Source organism: Sphingomonas flavalba, from assembly GCF_004796535.1.
Taxonomy (GTDB): domain Bacteria; phylum Pseudomonadota; class Alphaproteobacteria; order Sphingomonadales; family Sphingomonadaceae; genus Sphingomonas_L; species Sphingomonas_L flavalba.
Genome location: NZ_SPHY01000009.1, coordinates 1 through 21,981 on the forward strand (window position 1 = coordinate 1; position 21,981 = coordinate 21,981).

At 66.9% G+C, this 21,981-nt stretch carries 21 protein-coding genes and 1 pseudogene; 3 read left to right on the plus strand and 19 right to left on the minus strand.

The annotated features are described in order from the left end of the window. The 8 genes and pseudogenes from E4A53_RS09640 to E4A53_RS09675 all read right to left on the minus strand — a co-directional run. A pseudogene (locus E4A53_RS09640) lies at positions 1–470 on the minus strand (SPOR domain-containing protein); the annotation flags it as partial. Further along, complete coding sequence (argS, locus tag E4A53_RS09645) at positions 470–2,200, minus strand: arginine--tRNA ligase (RefSeq protein ID WP_136162900.1); 1,731 nt, start codon at positions 2,198–2,200, stop codon at positions 470–472. The gene argS and the pseudogene E4A53_RS09640, both read right to left, overlap by 1 nt. 120 nt (positions 2,201–2,320) lie before the next feature. After that, on the minus strand, positions 2,321–3,133 hold the full coding sequence (locus E4A53_RS09650; RefSeq protein WP_239018239.1) for a PEPxxWA-CTERM sorting domain-containing protein: 813 nt from the start codon (positions 3,131–3,133) through the stop codon (positions 2,321–2,323). Between the two features lie 257 nt (positions 3,134–3,390). After that, entirely contained in the window at positions 3,391–3,819 is a 429-nt protein-coding gene (locus E4A53_RS09655; protein WP_168694348.1) for a VOC family protein, read from the minus strand. 115 nt (positions 3,820–3,934) lie between these two features. After that, positions 3,935–4,417: a MarR family winged helix-turn-helix transcriptional regulator gene (locus E4A53_RS09660; RefSeq protein WP_136162903.1), complete on the minus strand. Its 483-nt coding sequence runs from the start codon at positions 4,415–4,417 to the stop codon at positions 3,935–3,937. A gap of 80 nt (positions 4,418–4,497) precedes the next feature. Beyond that, positions 4,498–5,475 carry an ornithine cyclodeaminase family protein gene (locus tag E4A53_RS09665; protein WP_206366291.1) on the minus strand — a complete coding sequence of 326 codons (978 nt, stop codon included), beginning with the start codon at positions 5,473–5,475 and terminating at the stop codon, positions 4,498–4,500. A gap of 17 nt (positions 5,476–5,492) precedes the next feature. Beyond that, positions 5,493–6,650, minus strand: a complete 1,158-nt coding sequence (locus tag E4A53_RS09670) for an aminotransferase class V-fold PLP-dependent enzyme (protein WP_168694349.1) — start codon at positions 6,648–6,650, stop codon at positions 5,493–5,495. Positions 6,651–6,685: 35 nt separating this feature from the next. After that, positions 6,686–8,068 carry an amino acid permease gene (locus E4A53_RS09675; RefSeq protein WP_239018240.1) on the minus strand — a complete coding sequence of 461 codons (1,383 nt, stop codon included), beginning with the start codon at positions 8,066–8,068 and terminating at the stop codon, positions 6,686–6,688. Between the two features lie 248 nt (positions 8,069–8,316). Here E4A53_RS09675 and E4A53_RS09680 point away from each other — a divergent pair, with 248 nt between their 5' ends. Genes E4A53_RS09680 through E4A53_RS09690 form a run of 3 tightly spaced genes read left to right on the plus strand, consistent with a single transcriptional unit; the run spans position 8,317 to position 11,332 of the window. Beyond that, positions 8,317–9,390: an LLM class flavin-dependent oxidoreductase gene (locus E4A53_RS09680; protein WP_136162905.1), complete on the plus strand. Its 1,074-nt coding sequence runs from the start codon at positions 8,317–8,319 to the stop codon at positions 9,388–9,390. Then, on the plus strand, positions 9,387–10,148 hold the full coding sequence (locus E4A53_RS09685) for an HpcH/HpaI aldolase family protein (RefSeq protein ID WP_136162906.1): 762 nt from the start codon (positions 9,387–9,389) through the stop codon (positions 10,146–10,148). Before E4A53_RS09680 ends, E4A53_RS09685 begins: the two co-directional genes overlap by 4 nt. Further along, complete coding sequence (locus E4A53_RS09690; RefSeq protein ID WP_136162907.1) at positions 10,148–11,332, plus strand: pyridoxal phosphate-dependent aminotransferase; 1,185 nt, start codon at positions 10,148–10,150, stop codon at positions 11,330–11,332. The genes E4A53_RS09685 and E4A53_RS09690 overlap by 1 nt, the downstream gene beginning before the upstream one ends. A 103-nt stretch (positions 11,333–11,435) precedes the next feature. On the opposite strand, the gene E4A53_RS09695 is transcribed toward E4A53_RS09690, so the two are convergent. The 11 genes from E4A53_RS09695 to pyrH form a co-directional block, all read right to left on the minus strand. Beyond that, positions 11,436–12,716 (minus strand): M20/M25/M40 family metallo-hydrolase, encoded by a 1,281-nt coding sequence (locus tag E4A53_RS09695; protein WP_239018241.1) that lies wholly within the window; start codon positions 12,714–12,716, stop codon positions 11,436–11,438. Positions 12,717–12,727: 11 nt separating this feature from the next. After that, complete coding sequence (rpmE, locus tag E4A53_RS09700) at positions 12,728–12,958, minus strand: 50S ribosomal protein L31 (protein WP_136162909.1); 231 nt, start codon at positions 12,956–12,958, stop codon at positions 12,728–12,730. An 85-nt stretch (positions 12,959–13,043) separates the two neighbouring features. Continuing rightward, the gene (gene fabZ / locus E4A53_RS09705; RefSeq protein WP_136162910.1) at positions 13,044–13,520 is read right to left on the minus strand and encodes a 3-hydroxyacyl-ACP dehydratase FabZ; all 477 of its coding nucleotides are present in this window, start codon (positions 13,518–13,520) and stop codon (positions 13,044–13,046) included. Then, positions 13,517–14,149, minus strand: a complete 633-nt coding sequence (locus tag E4A53_RS09710; protein WP_136162911.1) for an OmpH family outer membrane protein — start codon at positions 14,147–14,149, stop codon at positions 13,517–13,519. Before E4A53_RS09710 ends, fabZ begins: the two co-directional genes overlap by 4 nt. Next, positions 14,149–16,797, minus strand: coding sequence for an outer membrane protein assembly factor BamA (gene bamA, locus E4A53_RS09715; RefSeq protein ID WP_136162912.1), 2,649 nt, complete (start codon positions 16,795–16,797; stop codon positions 14,149–14,151). Before bamA ends, E4A53_RS09710 begins: the two co-directional genes overlap by 1 nt. 62 nt (positions 16,798–16,859) lie before the next feature. Next, complete coding sequence (rseP, locus tag E4A53_RS09720) at positions 16,860–17,993, minus strand: RIP metalloprotease RseP (RefSeq protein WP_136162913.1); 1,134 nt, start codon at positions 17,991–17,993, stop codon at positions 16,860–16,862. Beyond that, positions 17,990–19,153 carry a 1-deoxy-D-xylulose-5-phosphate reductoisomerase gene (locus tag E4A53_RS09725; RefSeq protein WP_136162914.1) on the minus strand — a complete coding sequence of 388 codons (1,164 nt, stop codon included), beginning with the start codon at positions 19,151–19,153 and terminating at the stop codon, positions 17,990–17,992. Before E4A53_RS09725 ends, rseP begins: the two co-directional genes overlap by 4 nt. After that, complete coding sequence (locus tag E4A53_RS09730) at positions 19,150–19,935, minus strand: phosphatidate cytidylyltransferase (RefSeq protein ID WP_136162915.1); 786 nt, start codon at positions 19,933–19,935, stop codon at positions 19,150–19,152. The genes E4A53_RS09725 and E4A53_RS09730 overlap by 4 nt, the downstream gene beginning before the upstream one ends. Further along, positions 19,932–20,678 carry an isoprenyl transferase gene (locus E4A53_RS09735; protein ID WP_136162916.1) on the minus strand — a complete coding sequence of 249 codons (747 nt, stop codon included), beginning with the start codon at positions 20,676–20,678 and terminating at the stop codon, positions 19,932–19,934. The genes E4A53_RS09730 and E4A53_RS09735 overlap by 4 nt, the downstream gene beginning before the upstream one ends. Further along, entirely contained in the window at positions 20,675–21,232 is a 558-nt protein-coding gene (gene frr / locus E4A53_RS09740) for a ribosome recycling factor (protein WP_136162917.1), read from the minus strand. Before frr ends, E4A53_RS09735 begins: the two co-directional genes overlap by 4 nt. A gap of 4 nt (positions 21,233–21,236) precedes the next feature. Further along, on the minus strand, positions 21,237–21,965 hold the full coding sequence (gene pyrH / locus E4A53_RS09745) for a UMP kinase (RefSeq protein WP_136162918.1): 729 nt from the start codon (positions 21,963–21,965) through the stop codon (positions 21,237–21,239). Positions 21,966–21,981: the final 16 nt, after the last annotated feature.

Genomic DNA, 21,981 nt, shown 5'->3' on the forward strand with positions numbered 1-21,981 from the left:
GGCTTCGCCGGCACCGTCGTCGACGTGACCTTGGCCGGGGCCGGGCGCGGCGCGGCGGCCACCGGCGGCGGCGCGGGCGGCGCGTCGACCGCCTGTGGCAGCACGACCGGCGCTTCCGGCACCGCTTCCAGATCAAGCTTGGCGTCGGGCGCGGCGCCCTGGCTGGCGGCGTAGGTGGTGTCGCCCTGCCCTTCGACCGCCATGCCGCCCGGCTCGTTCGGCTTGACTTTGTAATCGCCGGTCGGCGCCTGGATCAGCGCGCCGTCGCCTTCGGCGGCCGGGGTGCGGTTCTGCCACCAGTAGACGCCGCCGGCGACCAGCCCGATCAGCACCAGGCCAAGCAGCACGAACAGGGCAACGCGCAGCGGCGAAACGCCCTCGTCGTCATAATCCTCGTCGTCGACCGGCTCCAGCCAGGGCAGACGGTCTTCGTCGCGCAGTGACAGGCCGTCTCGATCGGTGTCGGTCATCACTTCATCTCCTCGACCGCGGCGACCCCCATGATGGCCAGGCCATTGCGGATGATCTGCCCGATTCCGTTCGCCAGATAAAGCCGCGCGCAGGTGGTTTCCACATCATTTGCCATCAGCACCCGCCGGTCGGGCCGGTCGTTGCCCATGTTGAAATAGGCATGGAACGCCGCCGCCAGATCGAACAGGTAGAAGGCGATGCGATGGGGCTCGCGCGCGGCGGCCGCCGCCTCGACGACGCGGGGGAACTGCGCGGCCAGCGCGACCAGCGCCAGTTCCTCGCGGTCAAGCCGCTCCAGATCCGGCGTCCCGGCGCAATCGATCCCGGCCTCGGCGATCCGCCGGCCGATCGACCGGATGCGGGCGTGGGCGTACTGGACGTAGAAGACCGGGTTGTCCTTCGACGCCTCGACCACCTTGGCGAAATCGAAGTCCATCTGCGCGTCGGCCTTGCGGGTCAGCATGGTGAAGCGCACCACGTCCTTGCCGACTTCGCGCACCACGTCGGCTAGCGTGACGAAATTGCCCGCCCGCTTCGACATCTTGATCGGCTCGCCGCCGCGCAGCAGCCGGACCATCTGGATCAGCTTGACGTCGAACTGGACGCGGTCCTCGGTCAGCGCGGCGACCGCCGCCTTGATCCGCTTGACCGTGCCGGCGTGGTCGGCGCCCCAGATGTCGATCAGCGCGTCCACGCCTTCCGCCTTCTGCGCATGGTAGGCCAGGTCGCCGCCGAAATAGGTCCAGCTCCCGTCGGATTTCTTCACCGGCCGGTCCTGGTCGTCGCCAAATCGGGTGGCGCGGAACAGGGTCAGTTCCACCGGCTCCCAGTCGTCCGGCGTCTCGCCCTTCGGCGCTTCCAGCACGCCTTCGTAGATCAGCCCGCGTTCGCGCAGCCGGGCGATCGCCGCGTCGGCCTTGCCCTCGGCGTGGATCGCCGCCTCGGACGAGAACAGGTCGTGGTGGATGCCGAGCAGCGCCAGGTCGGCCTTGATCAGCGCGATCATCGCCGCCACCGCGCGCTCACGGAAAAGGGCCAGCCATTCGGACTCTGGAACGTCTACGTAACGATCCCCGAATTCCGCCGCTAGCGCTGCCCCCACCGGCTTCAGGTAATCACCGGGATACAGCCCCTCTGATATCTCCCCGATAACCTGACCGAGAACCTCGCGATACCGAAGGTGCGCCGACCGCGCCAGAACGTCGACCTGCGCTCCGGCGTCGTTGACGTAATATTCCCGGATCACATCGTGCCCGGCATATTCCAGCAGGCTGGCCAGCGCGTCGCCGACCACCGCCCCCCGGCAATGCCCCATGTGCATCGGCCCGGTCGGGTTGGCGGAGACATATTCGACATTGACCTTGCGCCCGGCGCCGATCGCCGACCGGCCATAGTCGTCGCCCCGCGCGTGGATCTCCGCCAGCTCGGCCCGCCAGACAGCGTCGTTCAGCGTCAGGTTGATGAAGCCCGGCCCGGCAACCGCGACCGATTCGACCCCGGCGACCGCCCGCAGCCGTTCCGCCAGCGCCTCGGCCAGCGCGCGCGGATTGGTCCCGGCCGGCTTGGCCAGCACCATCGCCGCGTTGATCGCCAGGTCGCCGTGCGATGCGTCGCGCGGCGGCTCAACCGCGATATGGGCGCGGCTCAACCCGGCGGGCAGCACGCCGTCCTGTTCAAGCCTGTCGAGAATGGCGCCGAGTTCGGCGGCGAAGCGAGCGTAAAGGGTCACGGGTTCCTGTCATCCGATCATCGAAACCCGGCCGATAGACGATCAGGCGCGCGGTTGAAAGAATAGCCGCGGCCTACCCCGGGCGCCGGCGTGGGTGAAGGCCGGCGTCCGGGGCGCTGATCAGGCCGTGACGATGCGCGGCCGGGGCCGGGCCCGCATCGCGAAGCCGACCAGCCCGAAGCCGGCGATCAGCATCGCCCAGCTTGCCGGCTCTGGAACCGCCGCAGACGCCGAATAGCCGCTGATCTCGGCCTGCGAATGCGCGATGATGATGTCGCCGTTCAGCAACTGCGTGCCGAGCAGGAAGTTGTCGAACGAAGCATGGATCGCGTTGGTCGCGATGCCGAGGCTGGAAATGCCGTCGCCCCAGACCGTCTGTTCGTTCAGTACGATCCGTAGACCGAGCAGATCGACCAGCACGGTGTTGGCCGCCGGGCTGGCGAACAGCCCGCCGCCGATACCGAGGGAGCCGAGCACCGACCCGCCTAACGCCGGTTGTTCGAGCACCGTCGACCCACCGACGCTTAGCCCGGCGCCGGCATCGACCCAGGCGCTGGACCGCACCGTTTTCGAATCGATCCCGGCGATCAGCGCCGGCGGCAACAGCAATGTATCGACGAATAGCCCGGCTGACAGGTCGGCGACCGTCGCGCTCGCGCTGCCGCGGGGCGTCGCCGGATAATCCGACCTGGCCGTCGCGGTGATGACGCCGCCATTCAGCTGCTCGCCGGCCGACAACAGCGGCGACGCGATCAGCGCCAACGACTGGTGCAGGGTCAGCAGGCTGTCGCTGACGTCATACGCGCCGGGCGCCGATCCGGACGCCGTCGCAACCGGCCCCAGCGATGCGCTCAGCGCCCCGACAACATTCAGGTTCGCCGACACGCCGTAGCTTGAACTGCTGATCGTCGCCGCCGGCGCCGCGGATGCCATCAGCATCGCCCCTACGGAAATTACGCAAGTCATAACACCTTGATTCTTCATGATACCCTCCTGTTTCAGGCAGGGATCATCAAGCAATTGCCGTGCCGCATCAGGATATCAGCCAGGCATTCAAGTAAACGTCGTGGCCATCGTTAATGCCGCCGACACTATCTCTAATATATATCAATTATTCATCACGTAATTCGCGCACCAAACTACGTATATTGCACATCGCGACTATCGCCGTGGCTCGGGGGCCGAAAGCGTTAATCCTCCACGCGCATGCCGGGCGGCGTCTCCAACCACTGGAAGAATTCGAGCGTATAGCCGCCTGGGTCGCGAATCTTGAACTCAAGCGTGTCGCCCTCGCAGCCCCGTTGCAGGTGGCTCTCCACCCCGGCAACACCGGTGTCGACCAGGTGGCGGTGCCAGCGTTCCAGGTCGCGCGTCGCGATCGTCACCATCGCGCCTTTGTTGGCGCCGGCTATCGGCTGCTGGCTGCCCACTTCTCCGGAGACCAGCCCCAGATAGGCATGATCGATAATCCGGAAGATCGCCAACCACCCATAGTCGAGCACCTTCTCGAAACCGATCGCCTGCTCGTACCAGCGGGCCGTGGCCGGTACATCGGCGTAGTAGAACAAGGTGATGACCCCGTCGACGCGGCAGGCCGCGCGCAGCGCCGTGACAGACAACGGTGGATGGGCCAACAATCCGCCGAACTCCTCCTGAGCGATCCGCCGCTCAGTTCCGTTCGGTATTAGAAAGCACAGCCCGCCGCAATCGCCGTTGTGAGGCGTGCGCGGCGCGTCAGTAATCGTCGCGGGTGATATTGTCTTCCAGCCGGGCGAGCAGGCCGCGCAGCGCCGCGATCTCCTTGACGGAAAAGCCTTCCATAGCGATCCGCTCATGGCGCCGCGCCGCCGGCAGGATCTTCTCGAACGCGTCGACCCCAGCTTCGGTCAGCACCACCTCGATCATCCGCGAATCCGCCGTCGACGTCCGCCGATGCGCCCGCCCATCGTGCTCCAACTGGTCGATCACCCGGCTGACCGTCGACTGTTCCATCAGCGTGTGTTCGACGATCTTGCCGATGGTCAGCGTCCCGTGCGAGCGCAGCACGCTCAACACCCGCCATTGCGACGGGCTGACGCCGATCGCCTTCAGGCGGTTCTGCAGGCGCAGGTTCAGACGGTTGACGACCCGGTACAGCCGATAGGGCATGAATTCCTCGAGCCAGTCGTCGCCGATCTCCAGGTCATCCTTTGCCGCCTGCGCGCGCGCTTTGCTCATCCCGTCCTCGTCCCCTTGCCAATCCGATACGCCAGAACACATTCATCCACTTGGGCCAGGCCATCCGCCGCCTTGCTCGATCAGTACGGCACCTCGACGCCGATATTCCGCCGGCGCGCCTGATCAAGCACGAAATACGCCGCCGCAAGGTCCTGGGCTGCGACACCCAGCGACTTGTAAAGCGTGACATCTTCCGGCGCGATCCGGCCGGCACAGGCACCGCTCGCCACCGCGCCGATCTCTCCTACGATGTGATCCGGGCCGATCGCTCCCGCGGCCAGCGCCATCCGGTACTCGCCCGCCTCTGCCTCCGCGGAAGGGCGATAATCGACGAAGAACCGCGCTCGCGCGACCAGCGCGACGTCGATCTCGGCGGCGGTCACGACGCTCGATCCGACAATGTTCAGGTGGGCGCCGGGCGCGACCCAGCCACCGGACAGGATCGGCGCGCGCGCTTTGGTCAGCGTGCAGATGATATCGGCACCCGCCACCGCCGCCTCGACGCTGGCGGCCGGTTCTATCGCGACGCCGTGCGTCGCCCCCTCGCTTTCGGCGAAGGCGCGCGCTTTCGCACCGTCGCGCGCCCAGACGCGAATGCGCCGCAGCGGCCGCACCGCCAGCATCGCCCGCAAATGACTGCGGGCCTGCGTCCCGACGCCGAGCAGCGCCAGATCGCCCGCATCGGCGCGCGCGAGCAGCCGCGTCGCGAGACCGCTCACCGCCGCCGTGCGGATCGCAGTGATGGCGCTGGCATCGACAATGGCCTCGATCCGGCCGTGCTCTGGTTCGAACAACAGCACGACGCCGTGATGCGACGGATGGCGGCCACCGTCACCGGGGAACAGGCTGACCAGCTTGACCCCGAAACAGGCCGGGTCGGCGAGACAGCCGGGCATGTTGCCCAGCGCTCCACCGCCCGGCATCGCCATTACCGAGCGCAGCGGAAGGACGGCCCGGCCGGCCGACACGGCGCGCATCGTCTCGTCCATCAGGGCGACGCAGCGGTCGACGGGCAAAATCGCCCGCACCTCTGCCTCGCGAATGATCCTGATGGACATGAGCCCCGGTTACCGCCTCATTCCTGTTCCGGTCCAAACCGCGCCTTCAGGGACGCGAGCGCGTTAATCGCCGAATCGACGTCGGCTTCGTTGTTATAGAAGTGGAAACTGGCACGGACATTGTCGTCGCGGAAAGACGTAACGATGTCGCGCTCCATCAACGCCGCGCACAGCCCCTTGGCATCGCGTGACGGGATGGCAACGGTCGTGCCGCGCCGGGCATCGGCGCGTGGCGTCACGCTCGGCCAGCCGATCGCGGCCAACCGGTCCATGAGCAGGCCGCTCAGCGCCTGATTCCGCGCGGCGATGGCATCCAGGCCGATGTCGAGCAGCAGGTTCAACCCGGCTTCCGCCGCATAGCAATTGACCACTGCCGGCGACCCCGCTTCGAAACGGCGCGCGGTCGGCGACGGTCGGTTGGCGGTGATGTCCATCGCGACGATGTCGTCCTGGGCGAACCAGCCACTGTTCGTCGGCACCAGATCGGCGATCAACCCCTTGCGGACGTAGAGGAAGCCGATGCCGGCGGTGCCGAGCAGATATTTCAGCATGCCGCCGACAAGGAAGTCGACGTCCAGCGCGCGCACGTCAATTTCCAGAGACCCGACCGCCTGATAGCTGTCGACCAGCATCTTCGCGCCGCGTTCGTGCGCCAGCCGGCCGATCGCACCGACGTCCAGCCGGGCACCGTTGCGGAAACAGACCTGGGTGGCGGCAACAAGCGCGGTGCGCTCGTCGATCACGTCCAGGAACTGCTCGACCGGGATATAGCCGTCGGCATCGCGGCGGACGTGCACGACCTCGGCGCCGCGCGGCACCTGCGCATGCCAGATCTGCGCGGCGGTCGGGAATTCGAAATCGGTAATCACGACCTTGTTGCGCTCGCCGGTGAAATCCAGCGCACTGGACAGCGCGTTCAGTCCGGCGGAAACCGACGCGGTCACCGCGATCTCATCCGGCTCGGCGTTGATCAGCCGAGCCACGCGGGCGCGCACCGCCTCGTTCTTATCGACCCACACGTCCCAGTTGGCACCAACCGCCAGCCGGTCGGCCATATAGGCCTCGAACGCCTGCTTCACGCTGTCGGCCAGCGCGCAATACGAACCGCTGTTCAAATATGTTTTGTGCGCCAGCAGCGGAAACCGTTGCCGCAACCCATCGAAATCGACTGTCATTTCATCCCCTTGCCGGTAGAAATTCGCCTCTGCGCTCATGCCCGACCCGGCTGCCGGCGGCGCCACAACCAATAGGCCAGTGACAGCAGCAGCAGCCATGGCACCCCGACCAGCCACGATACGTTCCACGCGGTATCGTCGAGGCCCATCGTCACCAGGATCGCGGCCAGCAGGCACAGTCCGATGATCTGCAGATAGGGGAACAGCGGCATCCGCACTGGCAGGGTTTCCGGCGGGTTCACGCGACGGAACGCGATATGGCTGCACATCACGATCATCCAGACGACAATCGCGCCGAACAGGGCGATGCCAAACAGGTAAGTATAGGCCTTGGGCGTCAGCTTCGACACCGCTGACACGCACAGGATGGCGCCGCCGGACAGCAGGGTCGCGACCATCGGCGTGCCGCTGCGCGTCAACTTGCCGAGCAGGCGCGGCGCGAAGCCGTCGCGCGACAGTGAGAACAACATGCGCGAGCACAGATAGACGTTGGTGTTCATGCTCGACAGCGCTGCACTCAGCACGACGAAGTTCATGATCCCGGCAGCGTGCATGATGCCGCTATGTTCGAACACCTTCACGAACGGGCTGGCGGTGATGATGCTGGTCGCGCCGGTTTCGGTCCACGGCACGAAGGCGACGACGATGGTCAGCGCCAGCACATAGAACAGGAACAGCCGGATCGCCATCGTCCGCAGCGCGGCCGGAATCGCCTTCTCCGGGTTGGCGGTCTCACCCGACGTCACCGCGATCACCTCAATGCCGCTGAACGAGAAGATGCCGACCACCACCGCCATCCAGACGCCGCCGAACCCCATGGGCATGAAGCCGCCGGGCAGGCCGGTCAGATTGTGCAGGCCGGTCGCCGGCATGCCGATGCCGAAGATCGTCGCAAAACCCAGAATGATGAAGATGACGATCGCCGATACCTTGATCAGCGCCAGCCAATATTCGATCGTACCGAAATTCTTCACCGATCGCGCGTTGAAATAGACCACGATCATCGCGAAGCTGACCGACCATATCCACACCGGGATATGCGGGAACCAGAAGGTCATATAGACGCCGGCCGCCGTCGCCTCGCCGCCGACAGCGATGACCTGCGCCATCCAGTAAGTATAGCGCACGACAAAGCCGGACCAGCGGTTCAAATAGGTTTCGGCATAGACACCGAACGACCCGGCGCTCGGGTGGACCACCGCCATTTCGGACAGGCTGAACACCATCGCCGCCGCGATCACCGCCGCGATCGCATAGCTGACGATCACCGCCGGCCCCGCATAGCCGATGGCGAGCGAGCTGCCCGCGAACAGCCCGGTGCCGATCGCCCCGCCCAGGCCAATCATCACGATCTGCCGGCGGCTCAAGCTCTGCTGCAAGCCGTGCTCGCGCTCGGCTATCTCACTCTGGTTCGCCACCAAGCCTCCCTGCTTGCATATTTATATTCCGATTCATGTGATTTCTAAGGCGACCGTGCCGCCCTGCATAGAGTATTTCCGGATTGCAGAGGGCCCGCGCCTGCCGGCCGGCCCAGCGACGGCCCCTTTTCGGGCCGTCTTATTTGCTTCCTGTTGCCCCCCAAAGAATTTCCGCAACGGACCCTTGGCAAAGTGTATGCAAACTCATATTGATTAGCAAGGACTAGAAACGGGGCGGTCTTGCAATCATGACGGAAACGAACAGGTTTCAGCTTGGGCTTTTCGGCGCCAACGCGGACGGCGGCCTGGCTGTCACCACAGTGCCCGAACGCTGGCGCGCCACCTGGCCGGATCTTCTTGCCCTCGCCCGCCTCGCCGACGGTGCCGGTTTCGACTTCTTCCTGCCGTTGGCACGGTGGAAGGGGTTCGGCGGCACCACCAACGCCCGGCACCATTCGTTCGAGACGCTGACGATGGCCGCTGCCCTCGCCACCGCGACCGAACGGATGACCCTGTTCGCGACCGTCCACGCGCCGTTCGTTCACCCGGTCCAGGCGGCGAAGGCGATCGCGACGATCGATCACGCCAGCGGCGGCCGCGCCGGCCTCAACATCGTCTGCGGCTGGAATGCCCCGGAATTCGCGATGTTCGGCATGGAACGAACCGACCAGCCCTACGCGCTGGGGCATGAATGGTACGAAGTGTTCTCGCGCATCCTGGCCGGCGAAGGACCATTCGATTTCGACGGCGCCTATTACAAGCTGCGCGGTGTCGAGGGCGCGCCCCTCTCGCTCCAGCGGCCGCGTCCGACCGTGCTGTCGGCGGCTTTCTCACCCGCCGGGCGGGATTTCGCCGCACGCACCAGCGACCATATCTTCACCACTTTCGTCGAGATCGCCGACGCCGCCGCGACGATCGCCGACGTCAAGGCGCGTGGCGAGGCGGCCGGTCGGCCGCTTGGCGTGTTCACCGCCTGTCACGTCGTCTGCCGCCCCAGTCAGGACGAAGCGGAGGATTATTACGACCGCATCGCGGTGCGCGAGGCCGACAAGGGCGCGGTCGAACACTATATGGCGATGAAGCAGGCGACGTCCGGATCGCACGATCCGTCGGCCTACACGCTCCACGCCAAGCGCTTCGCCGCCGGGGCCGGCACCTACCCCCTCGTCGGCACGCCGGAACATATCGCGTCGGAACTGGTCCGGATTCACGAGGCCGGCTTCAACGGTACCGCGATCAGCTTCGTCAACTATCTCGACGAACTTCCCGCCTTCATCAACGACGTGCTGCCGCTGCTCGCTGACGCGGGCATCCGGCGATGACCGCATCCCCCTTTCCCAACCGCACGCTGGCTCGGCTGCGTGCGGGCGAGGCGATATCCTGCCTGTGGCTCAGCCTGGGCTCGGCCGCGCTGGCGGAAATCGCCGCCGAGCAGGCACCGGATGCAATCGTCCTCGACCTGCAGCATGGCCAGTGGGACAGCGCCATGACCCATGCCGCGCTGGCGGTCGTTGCTGCCTGGGGCGTGACGCCGCTGGCCCGCGTCGCCGACAAGCAGGCATTGTCGATCGGCCAGGCGCTCGACGCCGGCGCTGCGGGAGTGATCGTACCGCTGGTCGACACCGCCGAGGAAGCGGCCGCCGTCGTCGCCGCCGCCCATTACCCGCCGCATGGCGTCCGTTCGGGCGGCGGCATGCGGCCGCTGCGGGATTTCCCGGCCTATCTTGCCGCCAGCCGGACCGAAGCGCTGGTCGCGGTGATGATCGAAACCCGCGCCGGGCTGGACAACGCGGCCGCGATCGCGCGGACGCCCGGTCTCGACATGCTGTTCATCGGCCCCGGGGATCTCGGCCTCGCCCTCGCCGGGGACGGACCGCCTCTCGAAACCGCGATCGCCGCCATCCTTGCCGCCGCCCGCGAGGCCGGCGTGCCGTGCGGGATCTTTACGTCCAGCGCCACGGAGGCGCGCGAACGCATTGCCCAAGGCTTTCGCTTCGTCATCGCCGCCGACGACATCAATCTCGCGCGGGCCGGCTTCGCCGCCGCGCTTTCGTCCACCAGTCAGGACTCGACCGTATAATGTCCCGCTTCGACCTCAGTCTCCCCGCCCGCCACGACATCCGCGCGCAGATCGCCGCCATCTCGCTGGACAACATCGCCAACATCGCGAAAGAGGCTTTCGACAAGACGTCGATCATCCCGCTGTGGTTCGGCGAGGGCGATCTACCGACCCCGGCTTTCATCGGCGAGGCAGCCCTTGCCGGCATCCGCGCCGGCCACACCTTCTATTCGCACCAGAACGGCATTCCGCCGCTGCGCGAGACGCTGGCCGCCTATCACAACCGCCTGCTCGGCACCGCGCTCGACCCAGACCGGATCACCGTCACCTCGGGCGGCATGCCCGCAATCATGCTGGCGATCGAGATGCTGGTCGACGCCGGCGACAACGTCATCGTCATCGATCCGGTCTGGCCGAACATCGGCGGCATCGTCGAGATCGTGGGCGGCCAGGTCCGTTCCGTGCGGCTGGACTACGGCCCCGACGGCTGGTCGCTCGACATCGACAAGGTACGTGCCGCCTGCGACAGTCGTACCAAGGCGATCTTCTTCGCCTCGCCCGGCAACCCGACCGGGGCGATGATTCCGCTCGACGTCCAGACACGGCTGCTGGAACTGGGGCGCGAACTGGGCGTCTGGCTGATCGCCGACGAAGTCTATCATCGCCTGGTCTTCGGCCAGCCGGTGGCGCCGTCGCTGCTGACCGTCGCCGATCCGGAGGATCGGCTGCTGATCGTCAACAGCTTCTCCAAATCCTGGGCGATGACCGGCTGGCGGCTCGGCTGGCTGGTCCACCCACCGTCGGTCGCCGCGCGGCTGGCGGTCATCACCCAATACGTGACCAGCGGCACCACCACCTTCCTGCAGGACGCGGCGATCGCCGCGATCGAGCAGGGTGAGCCGTTCGTCGCGGAGATGAACCGCTATTGCGAGCAGGGCATGCGGATCGTCTGCGACGCGCTCGACACAATGCCGCGCGTCCGCATGGCCAGCCGCCCACCCGGCGGTATGTATGCCTTCTTCGAGGTCGACGGCATGCCGGATTCCAAGGCTGGCTGCCTGGAGATATTGCGGAACACCAGCGTCGGCCTGGCGCCGGGCAGCTTCTTCGGGCCCGGCTCGGAAAGCTTCTACCGGCTGTGTTTCTGCCGCAGCCCGGAGGCGCTAGTGACGGCAATGGAGAAACTGCGGCCATCGCTCGGCTAAAGGTGGATTCGGCGCCGCTGAAATCGGCTTCGGCGCCGTATCTCCGGCGGCATTCCAACGACGCATCAGATCACCAGAGCCTCTGGCGCTCCCGCCGCCCGCCCTAACGGGCGAGGCCGGCGGCGGCGACGAGCGAGGTCAGGCCGGCGATCAAGCCCTGACTGCTTAGCGGCTCGGCGACATCGATATGCTCATCCAGCGCGTGGGCGCGCGCGCCCTTGCCGCCTGAACCGATCGTCACCGCCGGGATGCCGAGGCTCATCGGGATATTGGAATCGGTCGAGCTTGCCTCCAGCTCCGGCGACAGGCCGACGGCGCGGATCGCCGCCTGCGTGTTGCGGACCAGCGGCGAATCGTCCGGCGTATGGCCGGCCGGCCGTTCGCCGATCACCTTAAGCTCGACGCTGATCGTGCCGGCGCGGGTCGAACGGGCAGCGTTCTCGTCCGCGACCGCTTTCTCGACGATCGCGCGGAACTTGCCGTCGAGCGCGGCCAGTTCCGCCGCGCTCACCGAGCGCATGTCGAATTCCATGAACACCGCGTTCGGGATCGAGTTGACCGAGGTGCCGCCGCCGGTGACGCTGGCCGAATAAGTGGTCTTCGGGTCCGTGGGCGGCGTGATCTCGTAAAGCGCAGCGACCGACTTCGCCATCGCAACCATCGGGTTGACCAGGCCGAAGGCGCCATAGCTGTGGCCGCCCGGCCCGCGGAAGATGGCATGATAGCGCTTCGACCCGACGCCGCCGGTGACGATGCGCGACGCATCCGTCCCATCGATCGAGAAGAAGGCACTCACCCGCTTGGCCAGCGGGTCGTTGCCGAAGAAATGGCGCACGCCGCGCAAGTCGCCCTGCCCTTCCTCACCGACATTGGCGATGAACAGGATGTCGCGCTTCGTCCTGATCTTGCCGGCGTCGAGCGCCCGCGCGATCGCGATCAGCGCGGCGACCCCTCGGCTATCGTCGCCGACGCCGGGCGCGGACAGAATGGTCCCCTGCCGCTTGACCCTCACGTCGGTGCCGGCCGGGAACACGGTATCGAGATGGGCAGCGATGACGACCAGCCCGCTTTCCGCGCCGGTGCCCTTGCGCAAGCCGATGACGTTGCCGACCGAATCGACGCGCACGTCAACAAGGCCGATCTGATCGAACATCGCCCGCACCGCCGCGCCGCGCTTCTCCTCGCCGAACGGCGGCGCCGGAATCTCGGTGATGGTGATGATGTCCGCGACGAAGCGGTCGTGCCCGGCCTTCAGCGAGTCACGCGCGGCCTTCCACTGCGGCGAAGCGACGATGCCCTTGACCGGATCGTCCACCTTGGCCGGCGCCGCGAGCGCGCCGCCCGCGAGGAGCAGCGCAGCGGCAATGCCGGCAAGCGCGCGCAAGCGCCGGGCGATCACTTCTTGCCGAGGGTGAGGCCGCCGAACCGCTTGTTGAAGCGCGCGACCTGACCGCCGCTGTCGACGAGCGACGACTTGCCGCCGGTCCATGCCGGATGGACGGTCGGGTCGATGTCCAGCTGCAGCGTGTCGCCTTCCTTGCCCCAGGTCGACCGCGTCTCGTAGACGGTGCCGTCGGTCATCTGCACCTTGATGAAGTGATAATCGGGGTGCGTGTCTTTTTTCACGAATCAAGCTCCTTGCGCGGCTGGTTTCCGACCAGCCAGGATGGAAGCGCGGCCCTAGCCGCTGCCGGGGGCGATGGCAAGCCGGTCAGCCGGCCGGCGGATCGGCGATCATCGCGGTGAAATTGGCCTCCGCCGCCAGCTTGCCGTCGACAAGCGCGCGGCCGGCGAACTTGCAGACGCTCGCCCGCTTCTGGATGAATTCGACCTCCAGCCGCAGCAGCACGCCCGGCTCCACCGGCACGCGGAACTTGGCGCCGTCGATCGCCATGAAATAGACCAGCTTGCCGGACCCGGCGAGACCGAGCGATTCCACCGCAAGCACACCCGCCGCCTGAGCAAGCGCCTCGACGATCAGCACGCCGGGCATGATCGGCCGGCCGGGGAAATGCCCCTGGAAGAACGGCTCGTTGATCGTCACCGCCTTGATTGCCGTGATCGACTGGTCGGGGATGATCTCCTCGACCCGGTCGACCAGCAGCATCGGGTAACGGTGCGGTAGGGCCGCCATCACCCGCCGGATATCCAGCGGGCCGATGGCGGCGGTGCCGGTGTCCCCGGTCATCGGCCCTGCGGCTGCGGCTTCGCGGGCGGCGTCGCCGCCGGGGTGCCGGCGGCCGGCTCACCGGCGACTTCCTGGCCCGGCTCCCAGCCGGCCGGCGGGGTGATGCTCGCCGTCGGCACCAGCGTGTTCAGTTCTGTGACGACGGCGGTGGTCAGGTTGGCGGTCGGTTCATAGGCGAAGGCGGCGTCGGGGCGCAGCAGCACCTTGATCTGGTGCTTGGTCATCGCGGCACGGGTTGCCTGATCCAGCTTGGCGACGACCTGTTCCTCAACATAGGCCTGCACCCGCGCGATCGGCTGGTACAGCGGCGCCAGCTGCTGCTGGATCGCCGTGCGCTTGGTCTGGATCGCATCGAACTGCGGCTTCAACGCGGCCTCCGTCGCGCCCGGCTTCTTCTGCGCTTCCTGGAAAGCGGCGATCAGCGGCTGCAGTTCGCCGTTGAGCGCGGTCTGCCGGGTGGTGAAGGCGTCGATCTGCGCCTTGTAGGTCGTCCGCATCTGGGTGGTCGCGGTCTGGAACGCCGCGGACTGCTGGACGGCGGCCTGCAGATCGGCAACGGCCACCTGGGCTTGGGCGGTGGCGGGGATAGCAGCGGCGGCGATCGCCGCGGTCATCAGAAAGGTTTTCATCAGAATTGCGTTCCTACGTTGAAAGTGAACAATTTGGTGTCGTCCCCCGGTTCCTTGAGCAGGGCCTTGGCGACGTCGATGCGGAACGGGCCGAACGGCGAGTTCCAGTTGACGCCAAAGCCCACGGACACGCGCGGTTTCAGCGTGTCGCCATAGAAGATTTCTCGGAACGGCGAGATGAACTGGGTCAGCGGCGGGTTGGCGGTGCCGTCCTGCCGCACCGGCAGTGTCGTCGAGCCGTTCGCGGTTCCGTCCGAATAGAGCGGATTGCCCGCACTGTCGCGGATCGGGATATTGATGCCGTTCTCGTTCTGGATCGGCGTCGGCGCCTTCACGCCCCACACTGCGCCGGCGTCGACGAACACGGACGGCCGCAGCCCCATGTCGCGCGCGCCGGAACCCAGCGGAATCTCCAGCTCGGCGCGGGCCATGTAGTAATAGCGCCCGCCGATCGCGTCGTCGGTCACCTGGTTTTTGTCGGTGATCAGGATCGGCGTGCCCGGCGTCGTCGTGATGTCGAGCGGATAACGCTTCACCCGGGGGCCGATACCGCGAATGTCGAAACCGCGCATCTGCGGCTCGCCCAGGTAGAAGCGGTCGACCAGCCGGATCGGATCGACACCGGCGGTGCCCTTCTCGAGCGGCATGATGTAGCCGCCCTCGCCCTGCACGGAGAAGATGAAGCCGCCGCCGACACCCCAGTATTTGGCGCCCTCTATCCGGTTGCGCAGATATTTGACGCTGCCGCCCAGTCCGGCGAAATCCTGGTGGATCGCGAAGCGCTGGCCCTTGCTCGGCCGCAGCACGTTGTTCAGGTTGTTGAACACCAGCGAGTAGCCGATCGACGATGTCGTCCGCTTGCCGAGCGCGTCGCACAGATAGCGGCCGGCGAGCAGCGGGCTGCACTGCCCGTCCAGGTAGAAGCGGTACTTGTCGAGGGTGACGTCGTCGAAGCTCAGCCCGTAGCGGGCCTGCGCCTGCCAGTATTCGGTCAGCGGCACGCCGACGCGGATCTGGAAGCCGGTCGTCACCTGCGAATAGGTGGTGTTGCGGTCGCGGTTGACGAAATTGAACGAGTTCAGGTCGCGACGGAAGATATCGCCGCCGATCGCGATGTTGCGGTCGAACAGATAGGGTTCGGTGAAGCCGAGTTGGATCGATTTGGAATAGGCGGAATAGTCGACCGACGCGCGGAGCGTCTGGCCCTTGCCACGGAAATTGCGCTGGGTGATCGACGCGTTGATGATGAAGCGTTCAAGGCTGGAATAGCCGGCCGATAGCTGCAGTTCGCCGGTCGGCTTCTCCTCCAGATTGGTGGTCAGGATCACCCGGTCCGGCGCAGAACCCTGCGACTGTTTGACCTCCAGCTTCTCCTGGAAATAACCGAGCGAGTTGATACGGTCCTGCGAACGCTTGACCAGGAAACTGTTGAACGCATCGCCTTCCTGCAGGCGAAATTCGCGGCGGACGACCTTGTCTTGGGTGATGGTGTTGCCGTTGATGTCGATCCGCTCGACATAGACGCGCGGCGCTTCCGCCACCTGGAAGGTAAGCGACATCGTCCGCGCTTCCGGGTCGCGGCGGAACTGCGGCTCGACCTGCGCGAAAGCGTAGCCGAACAGGCCGGCGGACTGGGTGATCGAGTCGACGGTGTCCTCGACCTTCTTGGCGTCGTACCAGTCCCCCGCCTTCATCGGGATCAGGTGCTTCACCGTCTCCGCCTTGAAATCGCGGATATCGCTTTCCGCCTCGACCTCGCCGAACTTGTAGCGCTCGCCTTCCTCGACGACGTAGGTGATGATGAAATCGCGCTTGTCCGGCGTCAGTTCGGCGATGGCGGAGATCACCCGGAAATCGGCATAGCCGTTGGTCAGGTAGAACTGGCGCAGCTTGCCCTGGTCGTAGGCAAGCCTGTCCGGGTCATAGGTGTCGCTGGACGAAAAGAAGCGGAAGAAGCGCGACTGCTTGGTCGCCATTTCCGACCGCAACTCGCCGGCGGAGAACTTGGTGTTGCCAAGGATGTTGATCTGGCGGACCTTGGACTTGTCGCCCTCGGTGATCTCGAACACGATGTCGACACGGTTCTGGTCGAGCTGGACCATCTTCGGCTCGACCACAGCGGCGAAGCGCCCCTGCCGGCGGTACAGCTCGATGATCCGCGCGACGTCGGCGCGGACTTTGGACCGGGTGAAGATCTGGCGCGGGGCAAGGCGAATCTCCGGCCGGATCTTGTCTTCCTTCAGCCGCTTGTTGCCTTCCAGCACGATGCGGTTGATGACCGGGTTCTCGCGGACCTCGATGGTGATGACGCCGCCGGCGTCGGCGCGGATCGTCGCGTCGGCGAACAGTTCGGTCGCGAACAGATCCTTCAGCGCCTGGTCAAGGCTCTCGCGGTCATAGGCCTCGCCCGGCCGCAACTTGACATAGGACCGAACGGTATCCGGCTCCAGTCGCTGGGAGCCGGTGACGTTGATCCGGGTAATCGTGCCGCGAACGCTGTCCGCCGCCGGAGCGGTCGTTGTGGGCGCCGTTGCCGGAACCTCCGTCGGCAGGGTCTGCCCCCAGGCCGGCGCGCCGGCGCCGGCCAGCATTGTGCCGATCAACAGCGCCGGGACGCGATGCCGCCTGGACCCGGTCCTTGCCTTCATTGCCCTCACGCATCCCACCTTAACAACTGGAAACAAGGAAAACGGGCACTGCCCCAACCCGCTCAACCGATCAACCCGGCCAGGCCACGCCACAGGCCAAAGGACGACAGGTCGTTGAACGTCACTAGCAACATCAGCGACAGCAGGACCAGCAGTCCGGACCGGTACGCCCATTCCTGGACCCGCGCCTCGACCGGCCGGCGCCGTATCGCCTCCAGCGCGTAGAAGAACAGATGGCCGCCATCAAGCATCGGAACTGGCAACAGGTTGATGAATCCGAGATTAATCGAGATGATCGCAATGAAGCCGACGAAGGCGGTCAGCCCGCCCGCCATCTGCTCGCCGGAAATCTGCGCGATTTTCAGCGGCCCGCCCATTTCGCTGACCGGCCGCCGGCCCGTGATGATCTGGCCCAGCCCGTCGACCATCATCCGCAAAATCGCGCCCGTCTGGCGGAATGCGACGACCGGAGCCTCGATCAGGCTGACCGGAACGATGACCGGCTGCGCCGACCGCACACCCAGAACGCCCAGTCGGTATTCGTTGCCGAAGCGGTCGCGCTCGATCCGCGCGCCGATCGCCAGCGGCAGGTTCAGCGTCGCGCCCTCGCGTGCGACATCCAGCGACACCTGTTCGTCGGGCCGCGCCACGACATAGCGGGCAAGGTCGCCGAAAGTGTCGACCGCCCGGCCATTGACCGACAGGACGCGATCGCCGGCGCGCAGCCCGGCCCGGTCGGCGGCGGACTGGGCGACGACCTGGTCGACGACGGCCGGCGTCCGGGGCTCGCCATGCGCCACCGCGAAACCGCCCAGGATGACCAGGGCGATCAGGAAATTGGCGATCGGTCCGGCGGCGACGATCGCCGCGCGCTGCCACACCGATTTGGACTGAAAGGTCTGGTTGCGCTCTTCCGCCGGCAATGCCAGCCATTCAGCGCTGGGCTGGCTGGCCGGGTTCATGTCGCCGGCGAAGCGGACATAGCCGCCCAGCGGCAGCCAGCCGAATTTCCAGCGCGTGCCACGCCGGTCGGTAATGCCGAAAATCTCCCGCCCGAAGCCGATCGAAAAGGCATCCGCCCTGACGCCGAACCAACGCCCGACCAGATAATGGCCAAGCTCATGGAGGAAGATCAGCGGCCCGATCACCAGAAGAAAGGCGATCGCCGTCGAAAACAGGCCCGGATACTGGGTCACGCGGCTAATACCTCCATCGCCGCGCGGGCCTTGGCGCGGGCCTCGCGGTCGATCGCGAACACCTCGTCCAACGTATGCGGAGCCGGCGGGTCATAACCGTCCAGCGTGTCGCGCACAATTGCGGCGATATCGAGGAAGCCGATCCGCCGCGAAAGGAAGGCGGCCACTGCCTCCTCATTGGCAGCGTTCAGCACTGCCGGCCGCGCGCCGCCCGCCGCCAGCGCCGCGCGCGCCAGCGCGATCGCCGGGAAGCGAACGGTGTCGGCGGCCTCGAAGTCGAGCCGGCCGGTCCGCGCCAGATCGAGCCGCTGGCACGGCGTCTTCATCCGGTCCGGCCAGGCCAGGGTATGGGCGATCGGGGTCCGCATGTCCGGCGTGCCGAGCTGGGCGATCACCGAGCCGTCGACATATTCGACCATCGAGTGGACGACCGATTGCGGGTGGACGACGATGTCCAGCCGTTCCGTCCCGACCGGGAACAGATGGAACGCCTCGATCAGCTCCAGGCCCTTGTTCATCATCGTCGCCGAGTCGACCGAAATCTTCGCGCCCATCGACCAGTTCGGGTGCTTGACCGCCTGCTCCGGCGTCACCGCGCGCATCGCCTCCGCGCTCCAGGTGCGGAACGGCCCGCCGCTGGCGGTCAGCACGATCCGCGCCACCCGCTCCGGCGCGGCATGGTCGAAGCACTGGAACACCGCGTTGTGCTCGGAATCCACCGGCAGCAGCGTCGCACCGGCGGCGCGAGCGGCGCGGGTCATGATCGCACCGGCGGAGACCAGCGCCTCCTTATTGGCCAGCGCCACCGTCGCGCCGGCGTCCAGCGCCGCCATCACCGGGCGCAGGCCGGCGCTGCCGACGATCGCCGCCATCGTCCAGTCGGCATCCAGCCCCGCCGCCGCGACGATCGCCGCGTCGCCGGCGGCCACTTCCGTGTCAGTGCCCGCCAGCCGGTCACGCAACGCCCCCAGCAACGCCTCGTCGCCGATCACCGCCAGCCGTGCACCGGTCGCCCGCGCGGCATCGGCCAGCCCGTCGACGTCGCGGTGGGCGGTCAGCGCGACGACCTCGAACCGGTCGCGGTCGTGGGCGATCAGGTCCAGCGTCGACCCGCCGACCGATCCCGTCGCGCCGAGGATGGATATCCGCCGCCGGCTCATTGCACCGCCCCGGCGGCAAGCAGCAGCGCCACCGCCGGCGCCACCGTCACCACCCCGTCGAGCCGGTCCATCACCCCGCCGTGGCCGGGCAACAGCGTGCCGCTGTCCTTGACCCCAGCAGCGCGCTTCAGCGCGCTTTCGTACAGGTCACCGATCTGGGCGAGGATGGCAAGGATTGGGCTGGCCAGCGCCAGACCCAGGTCGAGCCCACCCCACTGGTGAAACACCAGCCCCGTCGCCAGCGCCATCGCCATGCCGCCGATCAGCCCGGCCCATGTCTTGCTGGGCGAGACCGCCGGCAGCAGCTTAGGCCCGCCGATCGCCCGCCCTGAAAAATAGGCGCCGATGTCGGTCGCCCAGACCAGCGCCAGCGTCCAGAAGGCAAGCAGCAGCCCGGCCGGCAGCGCGCGGATGAACAACAGCGCAAAGATCGGCACGCCGACATAGGCGATGCCCAGCGCCAGCCGGGTGTTGCGCGTCACCCCGGCGACGAACAGCGCCGCCGCGCCGACCAGCCCGAGCGCGAACCCATCCGGTCCCGCCGCCCATGGCGACATGATAGCGAGCGGCACGACGAGGGCGTAAAGCGCGAGTTGACGATGAGTGCGCGACACCCCGGCCAGTGCCGCCCATTCGACAAGCATTGCCATCCCGGCGAGCGCGCCGAGCAGCCACAGCGCCCAACCGCCGCCGTAGAGCGCGAGCAGCGCCACCGCGATCAGCGCGACGCCGACGACGGTACGCCGGCCCAACTCGCCGCCAGGGGTGCCGCCGCTGCTCATAGTCCGCCGAAACGGCGCTCCCGCTGCCTGAAATCGGCGATCGCTGCCGCCAGCGCTGCCTTGTCGAAATCCGGCCACAGCGTGTCGACGAACAGCAACTCGGCATAGGCTGCCTGCCACAGCAGGAAATTGGACAGTCGGCGCTCGCCAGAGGTGCGGATCACCAGGTCGGGGGGGGGCAAGCCGGCGGTGTCGAGGACCGTGTTGACGGCGGCGACGTCGATCGCCTCCGGCGCCAGCGCCCCGGCCCCGACCTGCGCGGCCAGCGCCCGCGCCGCCCGGACCAGCTCATCCTGCGCGCCGTAGTTGAGCGCAACGACCAGCGTCTGGCGGCGGTTGGCGGCAGTCCGCTCGATCGCGCCGTCGATCATCCGGACCAGTTCCGGCTCGAACGCGCGATAATCGCCGATCACCCGCAGCCGCACCCCGGCCCTCGCCAGTTCGTCGAGGTCGGACAGGATGAAACGCCGCATCAGGCTCATCAGATCGGAGATTTCCGACGCCGGGCGGCGCCAGTTCTCGGACGAGAAGGCGTAGAGGGTCAGCACGCCGATGCCGAGTTCGCCCGCCGCGCGGACGATGGCGCGTGCCGCCTCCACGCCGCGCCGGTGGCCGGCGACGCGCGGCAGGTGCCGGGCCTTCGCCCAGCGCCCGTTGCCGTCCATGATGATCGCGACATGGCGCGGCGCACCGTTCCCCTCGCCCGGTGCCGGCTGCGCGGCGCTCGCGCTGGCGGAGGTCACTTGCCGAGAATTTCCTTTTCCTTGGCGGATGCGGCGGAATCGATGTCGGCGATCGTCGCGTCGGTCAGCTTCTGCACCTCGTTCTCGTGGCGCTTGCGCTCATCCTCGCTGTAGACACCCTTCTTCTCGTCGACCTTCAGCGCGTCGTTGCCGTCGCGGCGGACGTTGCGCGCGGCAACTCGGGCCTTTTCCGCATACTGGCCGGCCAGCTTGGCCAGTTCCTTGCGGCGCTCCTCGGTCAGGTCGGGGATCGGCAAGCGGATATTCTGCCCGTCGACGATCGGGTTCAGCCCAAGCCCGGCCGAGCGAATGGCCTTGTCGACCGGCCCGACGTTGGACCGGTCCCATACCTGCACGGTCAGCAGCCGCGGCTCCGGCGCGGACACCGTCGCCACCTGATTGAGCGGCATTTGCGCACCGTAGACCTCGACGGTAATCGGGTCGAGCAGGGTGGTGCTCGCCCGGCCGGTACGCAGCCCGCCCAGGTCGTGCTTCAGCGATTCGACCGCGCCGCGCATCCGGCGCTCGAGATCGGCCTTGTCATATGCGGCCATGGGTTCAGCTCTCCTCGCTATTCTGAACGATCGTCGCGGTTCCCTCGCCCTTCAGCACCTTCAGCAGGTTGCCCTGCTCGCGGATGTTGAACACGACGATGGGGATATCGTTGTCGCGGCACAGCGCGACCGCGCTGGCATCCATCACCTTCAGGTCGTCCGACAGGACCTTGTTGAAGGTGACCCTATCATAACGCCGCGCGCCCTTCACCTTCTTCGGGTCGGCATCGTAGACGCCGTCGACCGACGTGCCCTTGAACAGTGCGTCGCAGTTCATCTCCGCCGCGCGCAGGGCAGCGGCGCTGTCGGTGGTGAAATAAGGATTGCCGGTGCCGGCGGCGAAAATGACGATCCGGCCTTTTTCCATGTGGCGTTCGGCACGGCGGCGGATAAACGGCTCGCACACCGTCGACATCGGGATGGCGGACTGGACGCGGGTGTCGACGCCGATCTGCTCCAGCGCATTCTGCACCGCCAGCGCGTTCATCACCGTCGCCAGCATGCCCATATAATCGGCGCTGGTCCGCTCGAAGCCCTTGGCCGCCGCCGCCAGGCCACGGAAAATATTGCCGCCGCCGACGACGACGCACAGCTCATGCCCGGCCGCCTTCGCCTCGGCGATCTCGCCGGCGACACGGGCGACGGTATCAGGATCGATGCCGAACTGCCCCTGCCCCATCAGCACCTCGCCCGATAGCTTCAGCAGGATCCGGTTGAAGCGCGGGCGTGTCATGGGAAGGGGCGATCCG

Bases quoted from the DNA above. Each gene is read 5' to 3' on its own strand.
- E4A53_RS09650 (WP_239018239.1), bottom strand. From the start codon at position 3,133: ATGGCATCCGCGGCGCCGGCGGCGACGATCAGCAGTTCAAGCTACGGC.
- E4A53_RS09660 (WP_136162903.1), bottom strand. From the start codon at position 4,417: ATGAGCAAAGCGCGCGCGCAGGCGGCAAAGGATGACCTGGAGATCGGC.
- E4A53_RS09665 (WP_206366291.1), bottom strand. From the start codon at position 5,475: ATGTCCATCAGGATCATTCGCGAGGCAGAGGTGCGGGCGATTTTGCCC.
- E4A53_RS09670 (WP_168694349.1), bottom strand. From the start codon at position 6,650: ATGACAGTCGATTTCGATGGGTTGCGGCAACGGTTTCCGCTGCTGGCG.
- E4A53_RS09680 (WP_136162905.1), top strand. From the start codon at position 8,317: ATGACGGAAACGAACAGGTTTCAGCTTGGGCTTTTCGGCGCCAACGCG.
- E4A53_RS09685 (WP_136162906.1), top strand. From the start codon at position 9,387: ATGACCGCATCCCCCTTTCCCAACCGCACGCTGGCTCGGCTGCGTGCG.
- E4A53_RS09690 (WP_136162907.1), top strand. From the start codon at position 10,148: ATGTCCCGCTTCGACCTCAGTCTCCCCGCCCGCCACGACATCCGCGCG.
- fabZ (WP_136162910.1), bottom strand. From the start codon at position 13,520: ATGACCGGGGACACCGGCACCGCCGCCATCGGCCCGCTGGATATCCGG.
- E4A53_RS09710 (WP_136162911.1), bottom strand. From the start codon at position 14,149: ATGAAAACCTTTCTGATGACCGCGGCGATCGCCGCCGCTGCTATCCCC.
- bamA (WP_136162912.1), bottom strand. From the start codon at position 16,797: ATGAAGGCAAGGACCGGGTCCAGGCGGCATCGCGTCCCGGCGCTGTTG.
- E4A53_RS09725 (WP_136162914.1), bottom strand. From the start codon at position 19,153: ATGAGCCGGCGGCGGATATCCATCCTCGGCGCGACGGGATCGGTCGGC.
- E4A53_RS09730 (WP_136162915.1), bottom strand. From the start codon at position 19,935: ATGAGCAGCGGCGGCACCCCTGGCGGCGAGTTGGGCCGGCGTACCGTC.
- frr (WP_136162917.1), bottom strand. From the start codon at position 21,232: ATGGCCGCATATGACAAGGCCGATCTCGAGCGCCGGATGCGCGGCGCG.
- pyrH (WP_136162918.1), bottom strand. From the start codon at position 21,965: ATGACACGCCCGCGCTTCAACCGGATCCTGCTGAAGCTATCGGGCGAG.